The organism is Streptomyces sp. NPDC033221 (genome assembly GCF_055577005.1).
The window spans coordinates 154179-173691 of record NZ_JBVIQN010000012.1; the positions used below are offsets into that span (position 1 = coordinate 154179).

Genomic DNA, 19513 nt, shown 5'->3' on the forward strand with positions numbered 1-19513 from the left:
GCTGGTCCCATGGCAGAGACCCCCTACGCCCCCTCCCGCATCCGCGCCCTCCCCAGCTGGCTGCTCGGCCGGGCGGCAGCGCGCGGCCACCGCCTCGTCGCGGAAGCGCTGGCCGAGGAAGGGATGCGGATGATGCACCACGCCGTGCTCTCGGCCGTCGGCGAACTGGGCCCCGTCTCCCAGGCCGAACTGGGCCGCAGCGTGGGCATCGACCCCAAGGACATGGTCGCGGTCGTCAACGACCTGCAGGCCGACGGCCTGGTGACCCGTACCCCCGACCCGCGGGACCGGCGCAAGAACGCCATCGAGATCTCCGCGGCGGGGGAGCGCCGGCTCCGGCGTACGGAGGAACTGGGCGACCGGGCCAACGACGAGCTGACCGCGGGCCTCACCCCCGCCGAACGGGAACAGCTGACGGCGCTGCTCGCGCGGATCGTGGAGCCGGGGGCGGGCTGACGGCCCTCCCCGGCCCGCCCTCAGCCCCGGTCCGCCGCCGCGCCCAGCGCGAGCCGCTCCTCGCCCGCGTACACGTTCATCGATGTGCCGCGCAGGAACCCCACCAGCGTCAGACCGCTCTCGACGGCCAGGTCGACGGCGAGGGAGGACGGCGCGGAGACGGCGGCGAGGGCCGGGATGCCCGCCATGACCGCCTTCTGGACCAGCTCGAACGACGCCCGGCCCGAGACCATCAGGATGGTGTCGCGCAGCGGCAGCCGGCCGTCCTGGAGGGCACGGCCGACGACCTTGTCGACGGCGTTGTGGCGGCCCACGTCCTCGCGTACGTCGAGGAGTTCACCGCCGGAGCCGAAGAGCGCGGCGGCGTGCAGCCCGCCGGTCCGGTCGAACACGCGCTGCGCGGCGCGCAGCCGGCCGGGGAGGGCGGCCAGGGCCGCGGGCGTGATGCGGCCCTCGGCGTCGGCGGGCGGATCCAGTGGCCAGCGGGCCGAGGTGCGCACCGCGTCCAGGCTCGCCTTGCCGCACAGACCACAGGACGACGTCGTGTAGACGTTGCGCTCCAGCGAGATGTCCGGGACCGGGACGCCGGGCGCGAGCTGTACGTCCACCACGTTGTACGTGTTCGAGCCGTCCTCGGTGGCGCCCGCGCAGTACACGATGTTCGCCAGCTCCCCGGCGCTCCCCAGCACCCCCTCGCTGACGAGGAACCCGGCGGCCAGCGCGAAGTCGTCACCCGGTGTGCGCATCGTGATGGCGAGCGGCTTGCCGCCGAGGCGGATCTCCAGCGGCTCCTCGCCGACGAGGGTGTCCGGGCGCGTGCTCACGGCTCCGTCGCGGATGCGGATGACGCGGCGTCGCTCGGTGACCCGTCCCATGTCTGATCAGTCCCGTCCGTCCTGGTGCGCCGGCCCGTGGCGGCGGGCCGGTCTCGGCGGTCCCATTGTCCGGTACGCGTCCGGCTGCTCGCGCGGCGCCCGTCTTGGGGGAGGGGGCGCCTGCCTACGGAACCCTCTACCGGTTCGTTTGCGGGACCGTCTACGGGTCCGTCTACGGGACGGGGGAAGCGGACCCGCGTGTTCCCGGCAGCTCGCGCCCGCCGAAGGCGGCGGCGCCCGCACCGGCCCACAGGGCGTCCAGCTGTGACTGGTCCACCATCCGCCAGTCCGGACTCCGCAGCACGAGGGCATCGCCCAGACGGCGGCCCAGTTCCATCATCGCCGCGCCGGCATCGCCGCGTGCGGCGTCGTACGCGGCGGGAACCTCGGAGCAGGTACTCGCGGCGGCGCACGCCGCCTCCAGGGCCGTGGCGTCCTGGAGGGCCTTCACTGCGCCGCTGCCGGTGTGCGGGCGGGCGACGGTGGCCGCGTCCCCGGCCAGCAGCAGGCGGCCGGTGGCGTAGTGGGGTGCCGTGAAGTCGTACAGCGGCTGGATGAACCGTTCCTCGGGCCGCGTCAGCTGGAGCAGGCCGCCCCAGTAGGGCGGCAGGAGTTCGCCGGTGACCTGTGCGAAGCAGGCGTGCAGCGCCGCGTCGAGGGTGCCGGGCGGCAGGCTGGTGGGCGAGTCCAGCCCGAGGGCCGGCCCCGGTGGAGGGGCGGTGTACAGCACCCAGTTGGCGCGGTGGCCGCCGGTGCCGTCCGGGATGCGGTAGATGACGGCGTGACCGCCGGGGAAGACGGCGAAGACGCAGTCCTCGACCGGCCACGCGCCGTCCGGGTCCGGGCCGAGCGCGGCCAGCCGTTCGGCGGGGAACGCGCCGCGCCAGGCGAGGTACCCGGCGTACTCGGGCCGTACGTCGGGGAAGGCAGCGGCGCGGACCACGGAACGGTAACCGTCCGTGCCGATGACCAGGTCGGCGTGGTGAGTGGTGCCGTCTTCGAGGCACACCGCCGCGCCGCCGGCCGAGGTCTCGACCGTACGGACCGGGCTGCCCCCGCGGAACTCGGTGGTCGCGGGCATCCGGTCGCGCAGCTCGCGCCAGAGCGGCCCCCAGTTGTACGTACGGAAGGGGAAGGGCAGTTCCCCCACCGGCCGGCCGAGTGGCAGGGAGCCGTCGCGGGTGTACCAGCGGCGGCGGGTGAGCTGGATCCAGGGCATGTCGGCGTCCATGTAGCCCGCCGACGCCAGTTCCGCGTAGCGGGCGTTGTGCACGCCCAGCCCGGCTCCGCGGTCCGCCAGGCGGCCGGCGGCCCGTTCGTACACCGTGATCTCTGCCGCGCCGCCCCGGTGTGCGGCGAGTGCGGCGGCGCATCCGGCGATGCTTCCGCCCACGACGGCGACCGTTCCTCCGCGCATCGGCAACCCGCTTCTCTCGGCGGCCCGGTGCGGAGCCGCGGTGGTTCGACGCTGTGCAAGCGGTCGTGGTCTCGCAGGAGTTGGCGACGACCGGGGCGGTGGCGGGTGGCCGGTCGTGGTGGTTGTACGAGTGACCGGTGCGACCGGTGTGGCCGGTCATGGGGGCTGGGCGGGGGGGGGGGGGGGGGGGGGGGGGGCCCCCCCCACCCACCCCCCCCCCCCCCCCCACCACCCCCCCCCCCCCCCCTCCCCCCCCCCCCCCCCCCCCCCCCCGGGCCCCGTGCTCAGTCGGCGGCCACCGCGTTCACCGGGTCGGCCATCACGTCGTGTGCCGGACGGGCCTCGGTGCCGGGTGTCTGCCTGGACGGGGCGGACGGGTGGGACGGGTTGGCCGAGTTGACCGGATCGGCCGGGGCGGTGGACGTCTGCTTCCGCGGCGCCTCGGCGGTCTGCTTCTTCGCGGTGCCGGGGGTCTGCTTCCGGGCGGTGCCGGGCGTCTGCTTCTGGGCGGTGCCCGGTGCCTGCTTCTGGGCGGTGCCCGGTGTCTGCTTTTGTGTGGTGCCGGTACCGGGTGACGCGCTGCCGGTCGGCTGCGTGCCGAGCCGGGCCGTACCGTCCCCGTCGAACACCCGCTGGCCCGCGGTGAGCGGCGAGTGCTGGAAGGCCCCGCGGAAGGCGCCGGCGCCGCGCTCGGTGAGGGTGAAGGCCAACTGGGCCCGTACCTGCCCGCTGCCCATCTTGACCCCCTTCGGGTCCATGCGGAACGCCAGGAAGTCGGTCCGGCGGGCCTTGGAGCCGCCCACGTTCGCGGTGACGCGCGAGGTGGCGATATCGCCCCGCAAGGAGTCGATCTTCAGGTGGCGCTTGTCCTTGCGTACGAAGTCGAAGCCGCCCCCGAAGGCGAGGTGCCCGGCGGTGAAGCGGGTGTTGAACTCGCCGCCCGAGATCGGCGCGGACACGCACCGGCGCCGGGCCGGGCCGGTGAGCTTCGCCGGAGCGACCGCGGTGAGGCGGATCCCGGCCTTGGTGAGCGCGCGGGTGGCGTCGGGGGTGAGACAGAAGTCGGCGGTGCCGGTCCCCACCCGCATCATCGCTTCCCGGGGGTCCTGCGGTGCGGTGGCGTGCGTGGGCCCGGAGGCGGTGGCGGGGGAGGCGACGAGGGCGGCTCCGGCGCCGAGGGTGGCGGCGAGGGTCAACGCGCTCGCCGAGGCGATGGGGAGCAGGCGGCGGCGGTCGGTGGGCAGGGGCATGGTGTGGCGATCCGTTCTCGTGCGGGACGGCCCGCGCCGGTGGCACTGGACGTGGCCGGCACGGGCTCTTCCTGTCAGCAGACGTATTGACGGTGGAGGGTCCGTAGTGACGGCCGTGCGGGCGAATCACCCGGATAGCTGGGCCACGCACGTGGCAGGCGTGGCACGCGGGAGCCGGCTGCCCGTCCGTACCCGTGCAGGTGAGCTGTAGGCGGCGTGTAGGCAGCGGCTGCGACGGTCGGGTCACTGTTCCGCCCAGCGCGCCACGGCTCACGGCTCACGGCCCCGGCCCGGCCCGGCCCGCGCTGTGCGTCCCCCGCGCCACCGTCGTCCGGAGCCGGTCGGTGGCCCGCCCCAAGGAGAAACGATGCAGCAGCAGACTCCGAGCGCCGTCCCCCTGCCCGTCCGATACCTCCAGGTCACCGCGGTACGGCGGCTCTCGCCGCACCTGGTCCGGGTCGCCTTCGGCGGTCCCGGCCTCGCCGGCTTCCGTCTCGACGCGCCGGACCAGCAGGTGAAGCTCTACTTCCCCCGGCGCGGGCAGGGTGCCCCGCGGCTGCCGGAGCCGCCCGCCGACGGTGACATGATGCGGTGGTACCAGGCGTTCCAGGCGATCCCCGAGGACGAGCGGCCGTGGATGCGCAGCTACACCATCCGCGCGCACCACCCCGAGGACGACACGATCGACATCGACTTCGTCCTGCACGGTACGGACACGGCAGGCGAATCGGTGAGCGGTCCGGCGACCCGCTGGGCGCGCACCGCCGCGCCAGGGGACACCCTCGGTATGTTCGGCCCCTCGGCGTACTTCGCCCGGCCGATTCCCCTCGGCACGGCCGAGTGGACGCTGCTGGCCGGGGACGAGACCGCGCTGCCGGCCATCGGCACCCTCGCCGAGTGGCTGCCCGAGGGGGCCCGCGCGGTGGCGTACATCGAGGTCGCGGATGCGGCGGACGAGCAGACCTTCGACACCCGCGGGGACCTGACCGTGCACTGGCTGCACCGGGGTACGCACCGGGGTACGGGTCCGGCCGGGCCCGGTGAGCTGCTGGTCGAGGCGGTACGGGCGGCCCGGTTCCCGGCGGGTTCGGTGTTCGCCTGGCTCGCCGGGGAGGCGGGCGCGGTCCGCGCGCTGCGCAGGCACCTCGTGGAGGACCGCGGCCTGGACAAGCGGGACATCGACTTCACCGGGTACTGGCGGCGCGCGCTGACGCAGGACGACGCGCCCACGGAGGAGGACCTGGCGGAGGCGAGGGAACGGCTGGCCGACGCCCGGTGAAACGGGCGCGGCGATCGGATGAGGGGCGCCGACCGGATGAGGGGCGCCGGTCGGATGAGGGACGCCGGTCGATTCGGGGCGGGGCGTCAGATCAGGGCGGCGGTCTCCTGCAGGGAGAGGCCGCCGCCTTCGGCGTGCGCGCTCTCATACGCGTCGGCCGTCAGCACCGCCCGCAGCGCCGCCTCGGCCTGCTGCCGTACCCGGTCCTCGGCGGTGGGTGGCAGCGGCTGGAGGCCGAAGCCTTCGGACGCGGGCGCGTGCCGGTCGTATGCGCCCAGCAGGCGTGCCCCGTTCTCCGCTGCCTCCAGATGGGCCATGGCCCAGGACGCCGCGAGGAACTGGTGGGTGATCAGGTGCGGGGCCACCAGCGGAGCGAGGCCGTGGAGCTGCCGTACGGCCCGCCGGATGTGCTCCAGGGCGCCTGCGAAGTCGCCGTCCAGACAGTCCAGCCAGCCGTGGAGGCCCGTCACCACGCCGGGGAAGAGAGCCGGCGTACCGCTGGTGAACGCCTGCTGGGCCTCGTACAGCTGCTCCCGTGCGGGGCCGGTCCGCCCGGTCCGTCCGTAGTGCCGGGCCAGCAGCAGCCGTGCTGTGCTCAGGGTCTCGCCGGAGGACGACCGGGATTCGGCCACCGCTTCCAGCAGCAGCTGCTCGGCCTCCCGTACCCGAAGAGAGAGGGAAGAGCCGGCCGCTGCGGATTCGCCGCCGCCCTCGTCCGTCCCGTACGTACCTTCCAGCCGTACGGCTGCCAGCCTCGCATTGAACTCCGGTACCTGCGCATGCGCCCCGATCCGGGCGGACGACTCCATGGCGCGCTTGAAGTCCGCGTCCGCCAGTGCGTACTGCCCGCGACGCTCGTACGTATCGCCGCGCGCGGACAGGGACTCGGCAATACCCCACAAGTCCCCGGCCGTCTCGAACAGCGCCAGCGCTTCCTCCGCGTCGCGCGCCGACCGGTCCAGCCCGGCGGGCCGGGCGCCGAGCAGTTTGGTGCGCAGCAGCAGCGCCAGGCCCAGGTCCCAGCCATCGCCCACGTCCCGGCAGTTCCGTACGACCGCGTCGACGGCCTCGTCGAGCCCCGCGAACCCGCCGGTCATCAGCCGGGCGAAGAACCACATGACGCCCGGCTGCCGTGCGGTCTGCGGCAGCCCCGGACGGTACGCGGCCACGACCGCTTCCGGACGCACCAGGCCTGACGACCCGTCCTGGTCGCCGCCGCTCGCCAGCACCAGCAGCCGCACCCCGCGCCGGGCCTCCCGCAGCCGCTCCCCGGACCACGGCGGCGGAACCGCCGTACACCGGTCCGCCAGCGGCTCGGCCGGCCGTACGGGGTCGGCGAACGGGTCGGGGCCGAGTTCCGCGACGGCGGCGGCCCAGTGCCTGGCGTCCGCCTGGTGGTTGCGCAGCTGCCAGAACCAGCTCATGGACAGCGCCAGGCACAGCGCTTCCTGTTCCTCCGCCCGGTCGACCGCCGTGCGCAGCGCGGCCCGCACGTTGTCGTGCTCGGTTTCCAGACGCTCCAGCAAATGGGCCTGCCCCGGCCCGCGCAGCCCGGGCTCGCCGGTACGGGCCAGTTCCCGGTACGCCGTCAGGTGCCGCAGCTCCACGGCCGCCCGTTCCCCGGACTCCGCCAGCCGCTCCCCGGCGTACTCGGCTACCGTTTCGAGCAGCCGGTAGCGCATCCCGCGCGGGCTCTCCGGCGCGGCGGCGACCAGTGACTTGTCGACAAGAGAGGTGAGGACGGGCAGGACATCGGCGGACTGGTGGGGGCCGTCGGCCGGGGCGGGGACGGCACACACCTCCTCCGCCTCCGCCGCCTCACAGCCCCCGGAGAAGACGGACAGTCGGCGCAGCACCGCTCGCTCGTCCGCCGTGAGCAGGTTCCACGACCAGTCCACCACCGCGCGCAGCGTCTGCTGCCGGGGCAGGGACGTCCGGCTCCCGCCGGTCAGCAGCCGGAACCGGTCGTCCAGCCGCTCCGCGAGCTGCCGCGGTGTCAGCGCCCGCAACCGGGCAGCCGCCAGCTCGATGGCGAGCGGCAGCCCGTCGAGCCTGCGGCAGATCTCCGCGCACGCGGCCGGATCCTCCTCCGTACGGAACCCAGGGCGCGCGGCGGCGCCCCGCTCGGCCAGCAGCCGGAGCGCGGCCCGCGGCGGCAGCGGCTCGACGGGGTGGACGGTCTCGCCGGGAACATGGAGCGGCTCGCGGCTGGTGGCCAGCACCGTCACGCCCGGACAGCCGGCCATTACGGCGTGCGCCAGCCCGGCCGCCGCGCCGATCACGTGCTCGCAGTTGTCCAGCACGATCAGCAGCCGCCGCTGCCCGCAGTGCGTCACGAGCCGGGCGAGCGCCGACGGAGGGCCGCCGGGCGCGCGCAGTTCGTCGGCCCCGGGGCCCCGCACCTGCGTCGGGCGCCCGCCGAGTGCGGTCAGCACGGCTTCGGGCACGCTCTCCGGGTCCCGTACGGAGGCCAGCTCGGCGACCCGTACGCCGTCGGGCCATCGCCCGGTGTGCGCGCCGGAGGCGTCCGCGGCCTCCAGGGCCAGACGGGTCTTTCCGACGCCGCCCGCGCCCAGCAGCGTCACCAGCCGGTGTGCGGACAACTCGCGAGTGAGGGACGCCAGTTCGTCGTCGCGGCCCACGAAGGAGGTGAGGCGGGCGCGGAGGGCTCCCGGTGGCGGGGGAGGGGGGAGGGGCGGCGTCGTGGGCGGTTCGGGTGCCGGAAGTGGCCCCGGTGTCGCGGACGGTTCCGGTGCCGAAGGGGGTCCCGGTGCCGTGAACGGCTTTGGCGCCGCGGCTCCGGCCAGCAACCCCGCGTGCAGGCCGCGCAGTTCGGCACCCGGGTCCGTGCCCAGCCGATCGGCGAGCCCGGCGCGTACCTCCTCGTACGCCTGCAACGCCTCGGCCTGCCGCCCCGCCGCCCACAGTGCCCGGATGTGCAGCGCCTGCAGGGGCTCGTCCAGGGGCTCCGCCGCGGCCAGCGACGCCAGCTCGGCCACCGCGTCCGCCGCCCGGCCCACCGCCACCTCGGCCGCCAGCCGGGCGCGGCGGGCCTCGCCGTGCCGCCGCTCGGCCCGTACGGTGAGCGGGTCGCCGTCCCGGCCCGGCAGATCCGCCAGCGCGGGGCCTTGCCACAGCGCCAGAGCCTCGTCCAGCAGATCGGTCGCCTTCAGGAGGTCGCCTGCGCGCAGGGCGGCCGTCCCCTCCGCCGCCAGCCGTTCGAAGCGGAAGAGGTCGATGTCGTCCGGTACGGCCGCCAGTCCGTAGCCAACCGGGGACGAGGTGACCGCCGGTCCGCCGAGGGTCCGGCGCAGGCGGCCGACCAGGGCCTGGAGCGCCGCCGAGGAGTCCGCCGGCGGCTCCTCGTCCTCGCCCCACACCTGGTCGATCAGCCGGGCCGCCGGCACCGCCCGCCCGCCGCCCGCTGCGAGCGCCACCAGCAGCGCACGCAGCCGCGCCCCCTTCAGGGGCACCTCGATGCCGTCGGGGCGGCGCGCCTGAGCGGTGCCGAGCACGTGGTAGCGGTAGTTCACCGGCCCATTCTCCACAGACTCCGGTACGGGGGCCGACACAGGTTCCCGGCACGGGCTCGGGCATGGGCTGCGGCACGGCTTTGTCCTCGGACGGGGGAAAGCCGTACGGATCCTGTCCGTACTTCTTCCCCACCCGGACAAGCGCTGCTACGTTCCCCTCGAAAGCTCCGGCATCGCTCGGTGCCGGACCGCGTACGGCCGACGACGGCTGGAGGGGTGGCGTGAGGCGCATGACGGCGAGGCCGGCCAACGCGCACCAGGCGCGGCTCCTCCGCCTGCTCCGCGACCACGGCCCCAACTCCCGTGCCCAGCTGGGCGACCAGGTCGACCTGTCGCGCTCGAAGCTGGCCGTGGAGGTGGACCGGCTGCTGGAGACCGGGCTGGTCGTCGCCGACGGCCTCGCGGCCTCCCGCGGCGGCCGCCGCTCGCACAACGTCCGGCTCGCGCCCGCACTGCGCTTCCTCGGCATCGACATCGGCGCCACCTCGGTGGACGTCGCCGTCACCAACGCCGAGCTGGAGGTCCTGGGACACCTGACCCAGCCCATGGACGTCCGCGAAGGGCCGGTCGCCGTCTTCGAACAGGCCCTCGCGCTCGCGGGCAAGCTCAAGGCGAGCGGGGTGGCCGAGGGATTCGACGGCGCCGGCATCGGCGTGCCGGGGCCGGTCCGCTTCCCCGAGGGGGTGCCGGTGGCGCCGCCGATCATGCCCGGCTGGGACGGCTTTCCGGTACGGGAGGCGCTCAGCAAGGAACTGGGCTGCCCCGTCATGGTCGACAACGACGTCAACCTGATGGCGGTCGGGGAGCAGCACGCGGGCGTCGCCCGCACCGTCCGGGACTTTCTCTTCGTCAAGATCGGTACGGGCATCGGCTGCGGCATCGTGGTGGGCGGCGAGGTCTACCGCGGTACGACGGGCAGCGCCGGCGACATCGGTCACATCCAGGTCGAACCGGACGGCCGCCCCTGCGCCTGCGGCAACCACGGCTGCCTGGAGGCGTACTTCGGCGGCGCCTCCCTCGCCCGCGACGCGGAGGCCGCCGCACGCGCGGGCACCTCACCGGAACTGGCGGCACGACTGGCCACGGCCGGCTCGCTCGGCGCGCCCGAGGTGGCCGCCGCTGCCGCCTCCGGCGACCCCGTCGCGCTGGAGCTGATCCGGTCCGGCGGCACCCGCACCGGCCAGGTCATCGCCGGTCTCGTCAGCTTCTTCAACCCGGGACTGGTGGTGATCGGGGGCGGTGTGACCGGCCTCGGCCACACCCTCCTCGCCGCGATCCGCACCCAGGTCTACCGCCAGTCGCTGCCGCTGGCGACGAACAACCTGCCCATCGTGCTGGGGGAGCTGGGCCAGGTGGCCGGCGTCACCGGCGCCGCCCGCCTCATCAGCGATCACCTGTTCTCGCCCGCCTGACCCACGGTCCGCCGCACCACTGCACGTGCCCGCTCCCGCACACCGCGGGGGGCGGACCGAGTGCGCCGTACGTCCTCGGCGCAGCTCGCCGTACCGCAGCTCGTCGTAGTGCAGCCCGTACGTCCGTACCGAGCGCCTCCGTACCTCCGCGCTTCCGAACCCCGTGCCGCGGCGCCTTCGTGCGCCAGTGCCCCGCATCGCCGTACGCCACGCCGCCCGCCCGCCGACGCCCGTCGAGGAGGCCGCACGCCATGGCACCAGAGCGTCACCCCGGCCCGCCGGTCCCGGCCGGCCCAGATGTCCCCTCCGGCCCCGCGGGGCCCGGCGTCCCCCTGCTCACCATGCACGGCATCAGTAAGTCCTTCCCCGGCGTACGGGCACTGGACGGCGTCGACCTCGACGTGACGGCCGGCGAGACGCACTGCCTCCTCGGCCGGAACGGCGCCGGGAAGTCCACCCTGATCAAGGTGCTGGCCGGTGTCCACCAGCCCGACGCGGGGCAGATCCGCTGGCAGGGTGTGCCGGTCGGGCTGAAGTCACCGGCCGCCGCCATGCGGCTCGGCATCGCCACCATCTACCAGGAACTCGACCTGGTGGAACATCTGTCGGTGGCCGAGAACGTCTTCCTCGGACACGAGCGGGCCACCGCCGGATTCGTCCGCTCCCGGGAGGCGCGGACCGCGACCGCCGAAATCCTCGGCCGCCTCGGCCACCCCGAGATCGACCCGGGCACGCCGGCCGGCGCGCTCTCCGCCGCCGGGCAGCAGATCGCCTCCATGGCGCGCGCCCTCTCCCACGACGTACGGCTGATCGTCATGGACGAACCGTCCGCCGCCCTCGACCCGGACGAGGTCGGCAACCTCTTCCGTATCGTCGCCGACCTGACCGGCGCGGGTGTCGCGGTCGTCTACATCTCGCACCGGCTGGAGGAGATCCGCCAGGTCGGCGCCCGGGTCACCGTCCTGAAGGACGGCCGTGCGGCGGCGCGTGGGCTGGACGCGCGGACGACGCCCACCCGCGACATCGTCACCCTGATGACGGGCCGCACCGTCGAACACACCTTTCCCGTACGGCGGGGCGGCGCCGCGGCCGCGGCCGCGAACCCGGCCGCGGTCCCGGCCTCCGCCCCCGTCCCTGCCCCTGACCCCGTCCTCACCGTCCGGGGGCTCGCCCGCCGCGGCGAGTTCGCGCCCCTGGACCTCGACCTGTACCCGGGGGAGATCCTCGGGCTCGCCGGGCTCGTCGGGTCGGGGCGCTCGGAGATCCTGGAGACCGTCTTCGGCGCCCGCCGTCCCACCGCGGGCCGCGTCCTCGTCGACGGGCGCCCGCTGCGTCCCGGCAGCGTCACCGCCGCCGTACGCGCGGGGCTCGGTCTCGCCCCGGAGGAGCGCAAGTCCCAGGCCCTGCTGCTCCTGGAGTCCGTCAACCGCAACGTCTCGGTCGCCTCGCTGCCGCGCTTCGCCCGCGCCGGCTGGCTGGACCGTGCGGCGGAACGTTCCGCCACCCGCGCCGCGGCCCGGGACCTTTCGCTGCGGCCCGACGACCCGGACCGGCCGGTACGGACCCTGTCGGGCGGCAATCAGCAGAAGGCCGTACTGGCCCGCTGGCTGCTGCGCGGCTGCCGGGTGCTGCTGCTCGACGAGCCGACCCGCGGGGTGGACGCCGGCGCCCGTGCCGAGCTGTACGCGCTGGTCCGGCGGCTCGCCGACGACGGCGTGGCCGTGCTGCTGGTGTCCAGCGAGATCCCCGAAGTCCTGGGCCTGGCCGACCGCGTGCTCGTGCTGCGCGAGGGCCGGGTCGTCCAGGAGGACCGCGCGGCGGCGCTGGACGAACACCGGGTGCTCGACCTGGTGATGGCGGGCAGCGCCGCCGGAGGCACCCGGGTTGCCACGAGCGCCGCGCGGGACGGGAACGCCGGGCGGGACGGGAGCGGCAGATGGGGAGAGAGCCAAGCGGGGCGGGCACGCCGGACGGGACGCAAGCGCCGACACATCGCGAGGAGACCGACCGTGAACACCTCCGGAGAGAAAGTGCCCCACCGCCCGGTGCCGGCCGCCGCCGCGCGTACCCCGGCGCCGGCCACCGCACCGGAAGCGCCCGGCCCGCCCCCGCCCTGTACCGTCGGCGTCCGCGACCGGCTGCTGCGCGCCCGTGTCGACGTACGCAACCTCTCCCTGCTCGGGGTGCTCGCCGCGCTCGTGTCCGTCGGCGCCCTCACCCGGCCCGAACAGTTCCTCAGCGTGCAGAACCTGCAACTGGTGCTCACCCAGGCGTCGGTGATCGGCGTGGTGACCGTCGGCGTCACCTTCGTGATCATCGGGGGCGGGATCGACCTGTCCGTCGGCGCGATGGTCGCCCTCGCGACCGTCTGGGCGACGACGGTGGCCACGCAGGAGTACGGCCTCGGCGGCATCCTGCTCTGCGCGCTGCTCGTCGGCCTCGGCTGCGGGCTGGTCAACGGGCTGCTGGTCTCCTTCGGCGGCATGGTCCCGTTCATCGCCACGCTCGCCATGCTCGCCGCGGCCCGCGGCCTGGCCCTCCAGATCAGCCAGGGCGGTACGCAGATCGCGTCCGTCCCGTCCGTACTGGACCTGGGCCGGCGCGACGCGTACGTCCTCGGCGTCCCGCCGATCGTGCTGGTCTTCGCGGCCGTCACCGTCACCGGCTGGCTGCTGCTGAACCGTACGACCTTCGGGCGGCGGACCGTGGCCGTCGGCGGCAACCCGGAGGCGGCGCGGCTGGCGGGCATCGACGTACGGCGGCAGCGGCTGCTGCTCTACCTGCTGTCCGGGCTGTGCTGCGGCATCGCCGCTTTCCTGCTGATCGTGCTGACCGGTTCGGGCCAGAACACCAACGGCAACCTCTACGAACTCGACGCCATCGCCGCCGCGATCATCGGCGGCACCCTGCTCAGCGGCGGCCGGGGCACCGTCACCGGCTCGGTGCTCGGCGTCCTCGTCTTCACCACGATCACCAACCTGTTCGCCCTGAACAACCTGGAGACCGCCGTCCAGCAGATCGCCAAGGGCGCCATCATCGTCATCGCCGTACTGGTCCAGAAGGGGCACACGTCATGATTGACAGCACACCGGGCCCGTACGGCACGGAGGCGGGCACATCGGCCGCCCGGGGCGGCAGCCGCCGGGGCATGCTCTTCGGCGCGGCGGCCGTCTCGGCCGGCGCCCTGCTCAGCGCCTGTACGAGCAACCAGCGCGGCGACGCGTCCGGCGGCGCCATGCAGCAGCAGGCGCGCGGCGCTGACGACAAGCCCGGCAAGAAGGTCACCATCGGCTTCGCCGGACCGCAGGCCGACCACGGCTGGCTCAACGCCATCAACCAGAACGCCAAGAGCCGCGCGAGACGCTACAAGGACGTCACCCTCGACATCACCGAGGGCTCCAACGACACCGCCCAGCAGATCGGGCAGATCGAGACCCTCATCAACAAGAAGGTCGACGTCCTGGTGATCCTCCCGGCCGACGGCAAGGCCCTCACCCAGGTCGGCCTGAAGGCCATGCGGGCCGGCATCCCCGTCGTCAACCTCGACCGGGTCTTCGCCTCCCCGCAGGCGTACCGCTGCTGGATCGGCGGCGACAATTACGGGATGGGCCTGAACGCCGGCCGCTACATCGGCGAACAGCTCAAGGACAAGCCGAACGCGACGGTCGTCGAACTGGCCGGCATCGACACCCTCGAACTGACCCGGGAACGTACCAAGGGCTTCGACGACGCCCTGAAGAACTACCCCCACATCCGCAAAGTGGGGCGGCAGGCCGCCGAGTTCACCGTGGAGTCGGGGCAGGCGAAGATGGCGGGGCTGCTCCAGGCCCACCCCTCCTTCGACGCCCTGTGGAACCACGACGACGACCAGGGCGTGGGCGCCGAACGCGCCATCGAGCAGGCCGGGCGCGACGGCTTCCTGATGGTCGGCGGTGCCGGCTCCCGCCGCGTCATGGAGACCATCAAGGCCGGCGACTCCGTCCTGCGGGCGACGGTGCTCTACCCGCCGACCATGTCCGCCTCCGCCATCGACCTGGCCCGCGCCCTCGCCCAGGGCCGCGGTATCTCCGGCACCGCCGAGCTGGAGATCCCCGCTTCGGTGACCCTCTACTCCGCCGTCGTCACCCGGGACAACGTCGACGATTACCTCCCCACCGGCTTCAACTGACCGCCACCACCGGAAAGTTCCCCGGAAGACCGCCGACCACGGCCGACCGACGAGGTGATGCATGGAGGACCGCGATGACCACGCCGAGCACGATGACCATGCCGAGCACGCCGAGCACGATGACCGCGCCAAGCACGCCGAGCACGATGACCGCGCCGACCGCGTGCGGGAACCGGCACCGGCCGCCGCACGACCGGTTGCGGAGGTGACCCCGCCGCACCGGCAGTCCCCACCGCCCGGCGGCCCGCGAGCGGAACTGGGCATCGGCATGGTCGGCTACGCCTTCATGGGCGCCGCCCACTCCCAGGGCTGGCGCACCGCGGGCCGCGTCTTCGACCTGCCGCTGCGCCCCGCGATGAACGCGGTGTGCGGCCGGGGCCGCGACGCCGTCGCCGCGGCCGCCGCCCGGCACGGCTGGGCCGCCGCCGAGACCGACTGGCGGCGGTTGCTGGAGCGCGACGACGTGCAGCTCGTCGACATCTGCACGCCGGGCGACAGCCACGCCGAGATCGCCGTCGCCGCGCTGGCCGCCGGCAAACACGTACTGTGCGAGAAACCCCTGGCCAACTCCGTGGCCGAGGCGGAGGCGATGCTGGCGGCGGCCGAGGCCGCCCGTGCCCACGGCCTTCTCGCCATGGTCGGCTTCAACTACCGCCGCACCCCGGCCGTCGCACTCGCCCGCCGGATGATCCGCGACGGCCGGCTCGGCACCCTCCGGCACGTACGCGCCAGCTACCTCCAGGACTGGCTGGTCGACCCCGAAGCTCCGCTGAGCTGGCGGCTGCGCCGGGAGCAAGCGGGCTCAGGCGCGCTCGGCGACCTCGGCGCGCACATCGTCGACCTCGCCCAGCACCTGGCGGGGGAGCGGCTCGCGGGTGTCTCCGCGGTCACCGGCACCTTCGTACGGGAACGGCCGCTGCCCACGGGCGGCCGGGGCGCCGTCACCGTCGACGACGCGGCGCTGTTCACCGGCCGCTTCGGCTCCGGCGCGCTCGCCTCCTTCGAGGCCAGTCGCGTCGCCGCGGGCCGCAAGAACGCGCTGTGCATCGAACTGAACGGGGAACGCGGCTCGCTCGCCTTCGACCTGGAACGGCTCAACGAACTGTCCTTCCACGACCACACCGAACCGGCCGTCGCGGCCGGCTTCCGCCGCATCCTGGTCACCGAACCCGGCCATCCGTACCTGGAGGCCTGGTGGCCGCCCGGCCACGGCCTCGGTTACGAGCACACCTTCGTCCACCAGGCCAGCGACCTCGTCCACGCCATCGCCGCCGGCACCGAGCCCGAACCGTCCTTCGCCGACGGGCTGCAGGTGCAGCGGGTGCTGGCGGCGGTCGAGGACAGCGCGGCGAAGAACTGCGCGTACACGCCGGTGCCCCCGGCCGTGGCCGAGTTCCCCACCTGACGCCCCGGCCCCTCTTGTCAGCCGCGGCTCGGCCCCCGATCGTGTCCCTTCTCCCCCCAATGCCAATGCCCCATCGCCCTGCCGCCCACCGCCACACCTCCGCCCCGCCCGCCCGAGGAGGCCCGTATGGCCAGACCGTTCACGCTCTTCACCGGACAGTGGGCGGACCTGCCCCTGGAGGAGGTCTGCCGGCTCGCCCGCGACTTCGGATACGACGGTCTCGAACTCGCCTGCTGGGGCGACCACTTCGAGGTGGACCGGGCCCTCGCCGAGCCCGGCTACCTCGCCACCCGTGGTCAGCTGCTCGACAAGTACGGCCTGAAGTGCTGGGCCGTCTCCAACCACCTGGTGGGCCAGGCCGTCTGCGACGCGATCATCGACGAGCGGCACCGTGCCATCCTGCCCGGACGCGTCTGGGGCGACGGCGAGCCGGAAGGCGTACGGCGCCGGGCCGCCGCCGAGATGGCGGACACCGCGCGCGCCGCGGCGGCCTTCGGCGTACGGACCGTCGTCGGCTTCACCGGCTCCGCCATCTGGCATCTGGTCGCGATGTTCCCGCCCGTACCGCCGTCGATGATCGAAGTCGGCTACGCGGATTTCGCCGAACGCTGGGGGCCGGTCCTGGACGTTTTCGACGCGGAGGGCGTGCGGTTCGCCCACGAGGTGCACCCCGGCGAGATCGCGTACGACTACTGGACCACCCGCCGCGCCCTGGAAGCGGTCGGCGACCGGCCCGCCTTCGGTCTCAACTTCGACCCCAGCCATTTCGTCTGGCAGGACCTCGACCCGGTCGGCTTCCTGTACGACTTCCGCGACCGGATCTACCACGTGGACTGCAAGGAGGCGCGGCGCCGGCTGGACGGCCGCAACGGCCGCCTCGGCTCCCACCTGCCCTGGGGCGACCCTCGCCGCGGCTGGGACTTCGTCTCGGCCGGGCACGGCGAGGTGCCCTGGGAGGACGTCTTCCGGATGCTGCGCTCCATCGGCTACGAGGGCCCGGTGTCGGTCGAGTGGGAGGACCCGGGCATGGACCGCCTCCAGGGCGCGCCCGAAGCGCTGGCCCACCTCAAGTCGTACGACTTCGAGCCGCCCGCCGCCGTGTTCGACGCGGTCTTCGGTACGGGCCCGTCCGGCGTCTGAGGACGAGCACCCGGCCGCCGGGCCGCGCGACTCCCCTTCGCCCACCCACCCGCAAGGGAGGCAACCGTGCACCGAAGATCACGCCGGAGCGGCCTGCGTCCGGCACTCGCCCTGTTCGCGAGCGCGCTGCTGGCCGCCACGTCCCTGTCCCTGGCCGGAGTCCCGGCCGCGATCGCCGTACCGACCGCTACCGCCGTACCGGCCGCCGGCGCCGCGCAAGCCGGGCCGGCCGCCGCCGAGGACTTCCAGCAGGTCACCCTCGCCAAGGGGGAGCCCGAGATGGGCGAGCCGATGACGCTCGCCGTGCTGCCGGACCGGTCCGTGCTGCACACCTCGCGTGACGGAACGGTTCGCCTGACCGACGCGGGCGGCACCACGAAGGTCGCCGGCAAGCTGCCCGTCTACAGCCACGACGAGGAGGGCCTCCAAGGCGTCGGCGTCGAACCCGGCTTCGCCGCCAACCGCTTCGTCTACCTCTACTACGCGCCGCCGCTCGGCACCCCGCCAGGCGACGCCCCCGACGAGGGCACCGCCGCGGAGTTCGCGAAGTTCGACGGCGTCAACCGCCTCTCCCGCTTCGTCCTCAAGGCCGACGGCACCCTGGACACGGCGAGCGAGAAGAAGATCCTGGACGTGCCCGCCTCCCGCGGCATCTGCTGCCACGTCGGCGGCGACATCGACTTCGACGCCCAGGGCAACCTCTACCTCTCCACCGGCGACGACTCCAACCCGTTCGCCTCCGACGGCTACACCCCCGTCGACGAACGCGCGATCCGCAATCCCGCCTACGACGCCCAGCGCAGCGCGGGCAACACCAACGACCTGCGCGGCAAGATCCTGCGCATCAAGGTCAACGCCGACGGTACGTACACCGTTCCTGACGGCAACCTCTTCCCGGCGGGCACCGCGAAGGCCCGGCCCGAGATCTACGCGATGGGCTTCCGCAACCCCTTTCGGATGAGCATCGACAAGCCCACCGGCACCGTCTACGTCGGTGACTACGGCCCGGACGCGGGCGCCGCCGACCCACAGCGGGGCCCCGCCGGGCAGGTCGAGTTCACCCGCGTCACCAAACCCGGCAACCACGGCTGGCCGTACTGCACCGGCAACAACGACGCCTACGTCGATTACGACTTCGCCACCGAAACCCCGGGCGCCGCCTTCGACTGTGCCGCACCCAGGAACACCTCCCCGCGCAACACCGGCCTGACCGACCTGCCGGCCGCCCAGCCCGCGTGGATCCCGTACGACGGCGGATCGGTACCCGAGTTCGGCACCGGCTCCGAGTCCCCGATGGCCGGGCCCGTCTACCGCTACGACGCCGCCTCCACCTCGCAGGTCAAGTTCCCGCAGACGTACGACGGGAACTTCTTCGCCGGCGAATTCGGGCGCCGCTGGATCAAACGCATCGAACAGACCGGCGACGGCACGGGCCGGACCATCAACGCCTTCCCCTGGAAGGGCACCCAGGTCATGGACATGGCCTTCGGACCGGACGGCGCGCTGTACGTCCTGGACTACGGGACCGGTTACTTCAACGGCGACGAGAACTCCGCCCTCTACCGCATCGAGAACGCCACCGGCGGCCACTCACCGGTCGCCGAGGCCAAGGCCGACCGCACCTCCGGACAGGCGCCGCTGCGCACCAGGTTCACCGCCTCGGCCACCGACGCGGACGGCGACACGCTGACGTACACGTGGAACTTCGGTGACGGCACGACCTCCACCCAGCAGAACCCCACCCACACGTACCGCAAGAACGGCACCTACACCGCGACCGTCACCGCCAAGGACCCGGGCGGCCGGACCGGCTCGGCCAGCGTGTACCTGACCGTCGGCAACACCGCACCCAAGGTCACCCTGCAACTCCCCGGGGACGGACAGCTGTTCACCTTCGGCGACAAGGTCCCGTTCACGGTCAAGGTCACCGACCCCGAGGACCGCACCATCGACTGCGCCAAGGTCAAGATCACCCACATCCTCGGGCACGACAGCCACGGCCACCCCGTCACCTCCGCCACCGGCTGCTCCGGCACCCTCCAGACGTCGGCGGACAACGAGCACGACCCCAACGCCAACATCTTCGGGGTCTTCGACGCCGAGTACACCGACCAGGGCGCCAACGGCCAGCCGCCGCTGACCACCCACGACCAGGCCGTCACCCAGCCCCGGCACCGCCAGGCCGAGCACTTCGGCACCTCCCGGGGCGTACGGATCGTCACCCACACACCGGCGCACGGCGGCCGGACCGTGGGCGACATCCACCACGGCGACTGGATCGCATTCAAGCCGTATCTCGTCAAGAACGCCCAGAAGTTCACCGCCCGGGTCTCCTCCGCCGGCACCGGCGGCACGCTGGAGATCCGCACGGGCCGGGCGGACGGACGGCTGCTCGGCAGCGTCAAGGTACCGGTGACCGGCGGCTGGGAAACCTTCACGGACGTCTCGGCCCCCCTCAACGGCAAACCGCCGGCCGGTACCACCACCCTCTACCTCGTCTTCAAGGGCAGCGGCACGGGCGCCCTCTACGACGTGGACGACTTCACCTTCACCACCGGCTGACCCCAGGTGGCCACCG

General features: G+C 73.8%; 11 protein-coding genes and 2 pseudogenes. 9 read left to right on the forward strand and 4 right to left on the reverse strand.

The genetic code is table 11. The annotated features are described in order from the left end of the window. Nucleotides 1-9 precede the first annotated feature (9 nt). Entirely contained in the window at nucleotides 10-456 is a 447-nt protein-coding gene (locus ACZ53K_RS18410) for a MarR family winged helix-turn-helix transcriptional regulator (protein WP_468837326.1), read from the forward strand. Between the two features lie 20 nt (nucleotides 457-476). On the opposite strand, the gene fdhD is transcribed toward ACZ53K_RS18410, so the two are convergent. From fdhD to ACZ53K_RS18425, 3 genes are all read right to left on the reverse strand, one after another. After that, complete coding sequence (fdhD, locus tag ACZ53K_RS18415; RefSeq protein ID WP_468837329.1) at nucleotides 477-1331, reverse strand: formate dehydrogenase accessory sulfurtransferase FdhD; 855 nt, start codon at nucleotides 1329-1331, stop codon at nucleotides 477-479. 172 nt (nucleotides 1332-1503) lie between these two features. After that, nucleotides 1504-2748, reverse strand: a complete 1245-nt coding sequence (locus ACZ53K_RS18420) for an FAD-dependent monooxygenase (protein ID WP_468837332.1) — start codon at nucleotides 2746-2748, stop codon at nucleotides 1504-1506. Nucleotides 2749-3032: 284 nt separating this feature from the next. Further along, nucleotides 3033-3998, reverse strand: a complete 966-nt coding sequence (locus ACZ53K_RS18425; RefSeq protein WP_468837334.1) for a hypothetical protein — start codon at nucleotides 3996-3998, stop codon at nucleotides 3033-3035. Between the two features lie 367 nt (nucleotides 3999-4365). On the opposite strand from ACZ53K_RS18425, the gene ACZ53K_RS18430 reads away from it, so the two are divergent. Then, entirely contained in the window at nucleotides 4366-5277 is a 912-nt protein-coding gene (locus ACZ53K_RS18430) for a siderophore-interacting protein (protein WP_468837336.1), read from the forward strand. An 86-nt stretch (nucleotides 5278-5363) separates the two neighbouring features. Here ACZ53K_RS18430 and ACZ53K_RS18435 read toward each other — a convergent pair whose 3' ends face one another. Beyond that, a complete protein-coding gene (locus ACZ53K_RS18435; RefSeq protein WP_468837340.1) occupies nucleotides 5364-8810 on the reverse strand; it encodes an AfsR/SARP family transcriptional regulator in 3447 nt (1148 codons plus the stop codon). Between the two features lie 230 nt (nucleotides 8811-9040). Here ACZ53K_RS18435 and ACZ53K_RS18440 point away from each other — a divergent pair, with 230 nt between their 5' ends. From ACZ53K_RS18440 to ACZ53K_RS18470, 7 genes and pseudogenes are all read left to right on the forward strand, one after another. Continuing rightward, on the forward strand, nucleotides 9041-10222 hold the full coding sequence (locus ACZ53K_RS18440) for an ROK family transcriptional regulator (protein ID WP_468837343.1): 1182 nt from the start codon (nucleotides 9041-9043) through the stop codon (nucleotides 10220-10222). Nucleotides 10223-10563: 341 nt separating this feature from the next. After that, nucleotides 10564-12093: pseudogene (locus ACZ53K_RS18445) on the forward strand (sugar ABC transporter ATP-binding protein); the annotation flags it as partial. Nucleotides 12094-12489: 396 nt separating this feature from the next. Continuing rightward, nucleotides 12490-13299 (forward strand): annotated as a pseudogene (locus tag ACZ53K_RS18450) (ABC transporter permease); the annotation flags it as partial. Between the two features lie 71 nt (nucleotides 13300-13370). Then, nucleotides 13371-14390: a substrate-binding domain-containing protein gene (locus ACZ53K_RS18455; RefSeq protein ID WP_468837512.1), complete on the forward strand. Its 1020-nt coding sequence runs from the start codon at nucleotides 13371-13373 to the stop codon at nucleotides 14388-14390. Nucleotides 14391-14658: 268 nt separating this feature from the next. After that, on the forward strand, nucleotides 14659-15795 hold the full coding sequence (locus ACZ53K_RS18460; protein WP_468837515.1) for a Gfo/Idh/MocA family protein: 1137 nt from the start codon (nucleotides 14659-14661) through the stop codon (nucleotides 15793-15795). A 126-nt stretch (nucleotides 15796-15921) separates the two neighbouring features. Beyond that, the gene (locus ACZ53K_RS18465) at nucleotides 15922-16935 is read left to right on the forward strand and encodes a sugar phosphate isomerase/epimerase family protein (protein ID WP_468837346.1); all 1014 of its coding nucleotides are present in this window, start codon (nucleotides 15922-15924) and stop codon (nucleotides 16933-16935) included. Between the two features lie 66 nt (nucleotides 16936-17001). Further along, nucleotides 17002-19497 (forward strand): PQQ-dependent sugar dehydrogenase, encoded by a 2496-nt coding sequence (locus tag ACZ53K_RS18470; RefSeq protein ID WP_468837349.1) that lies wholly within the window; start codon nucleotides 17002-17004, stop codon nucleotides 19495-19497. Nucleotides 19498-19513 lie beyond the last annotated feature (16 nt).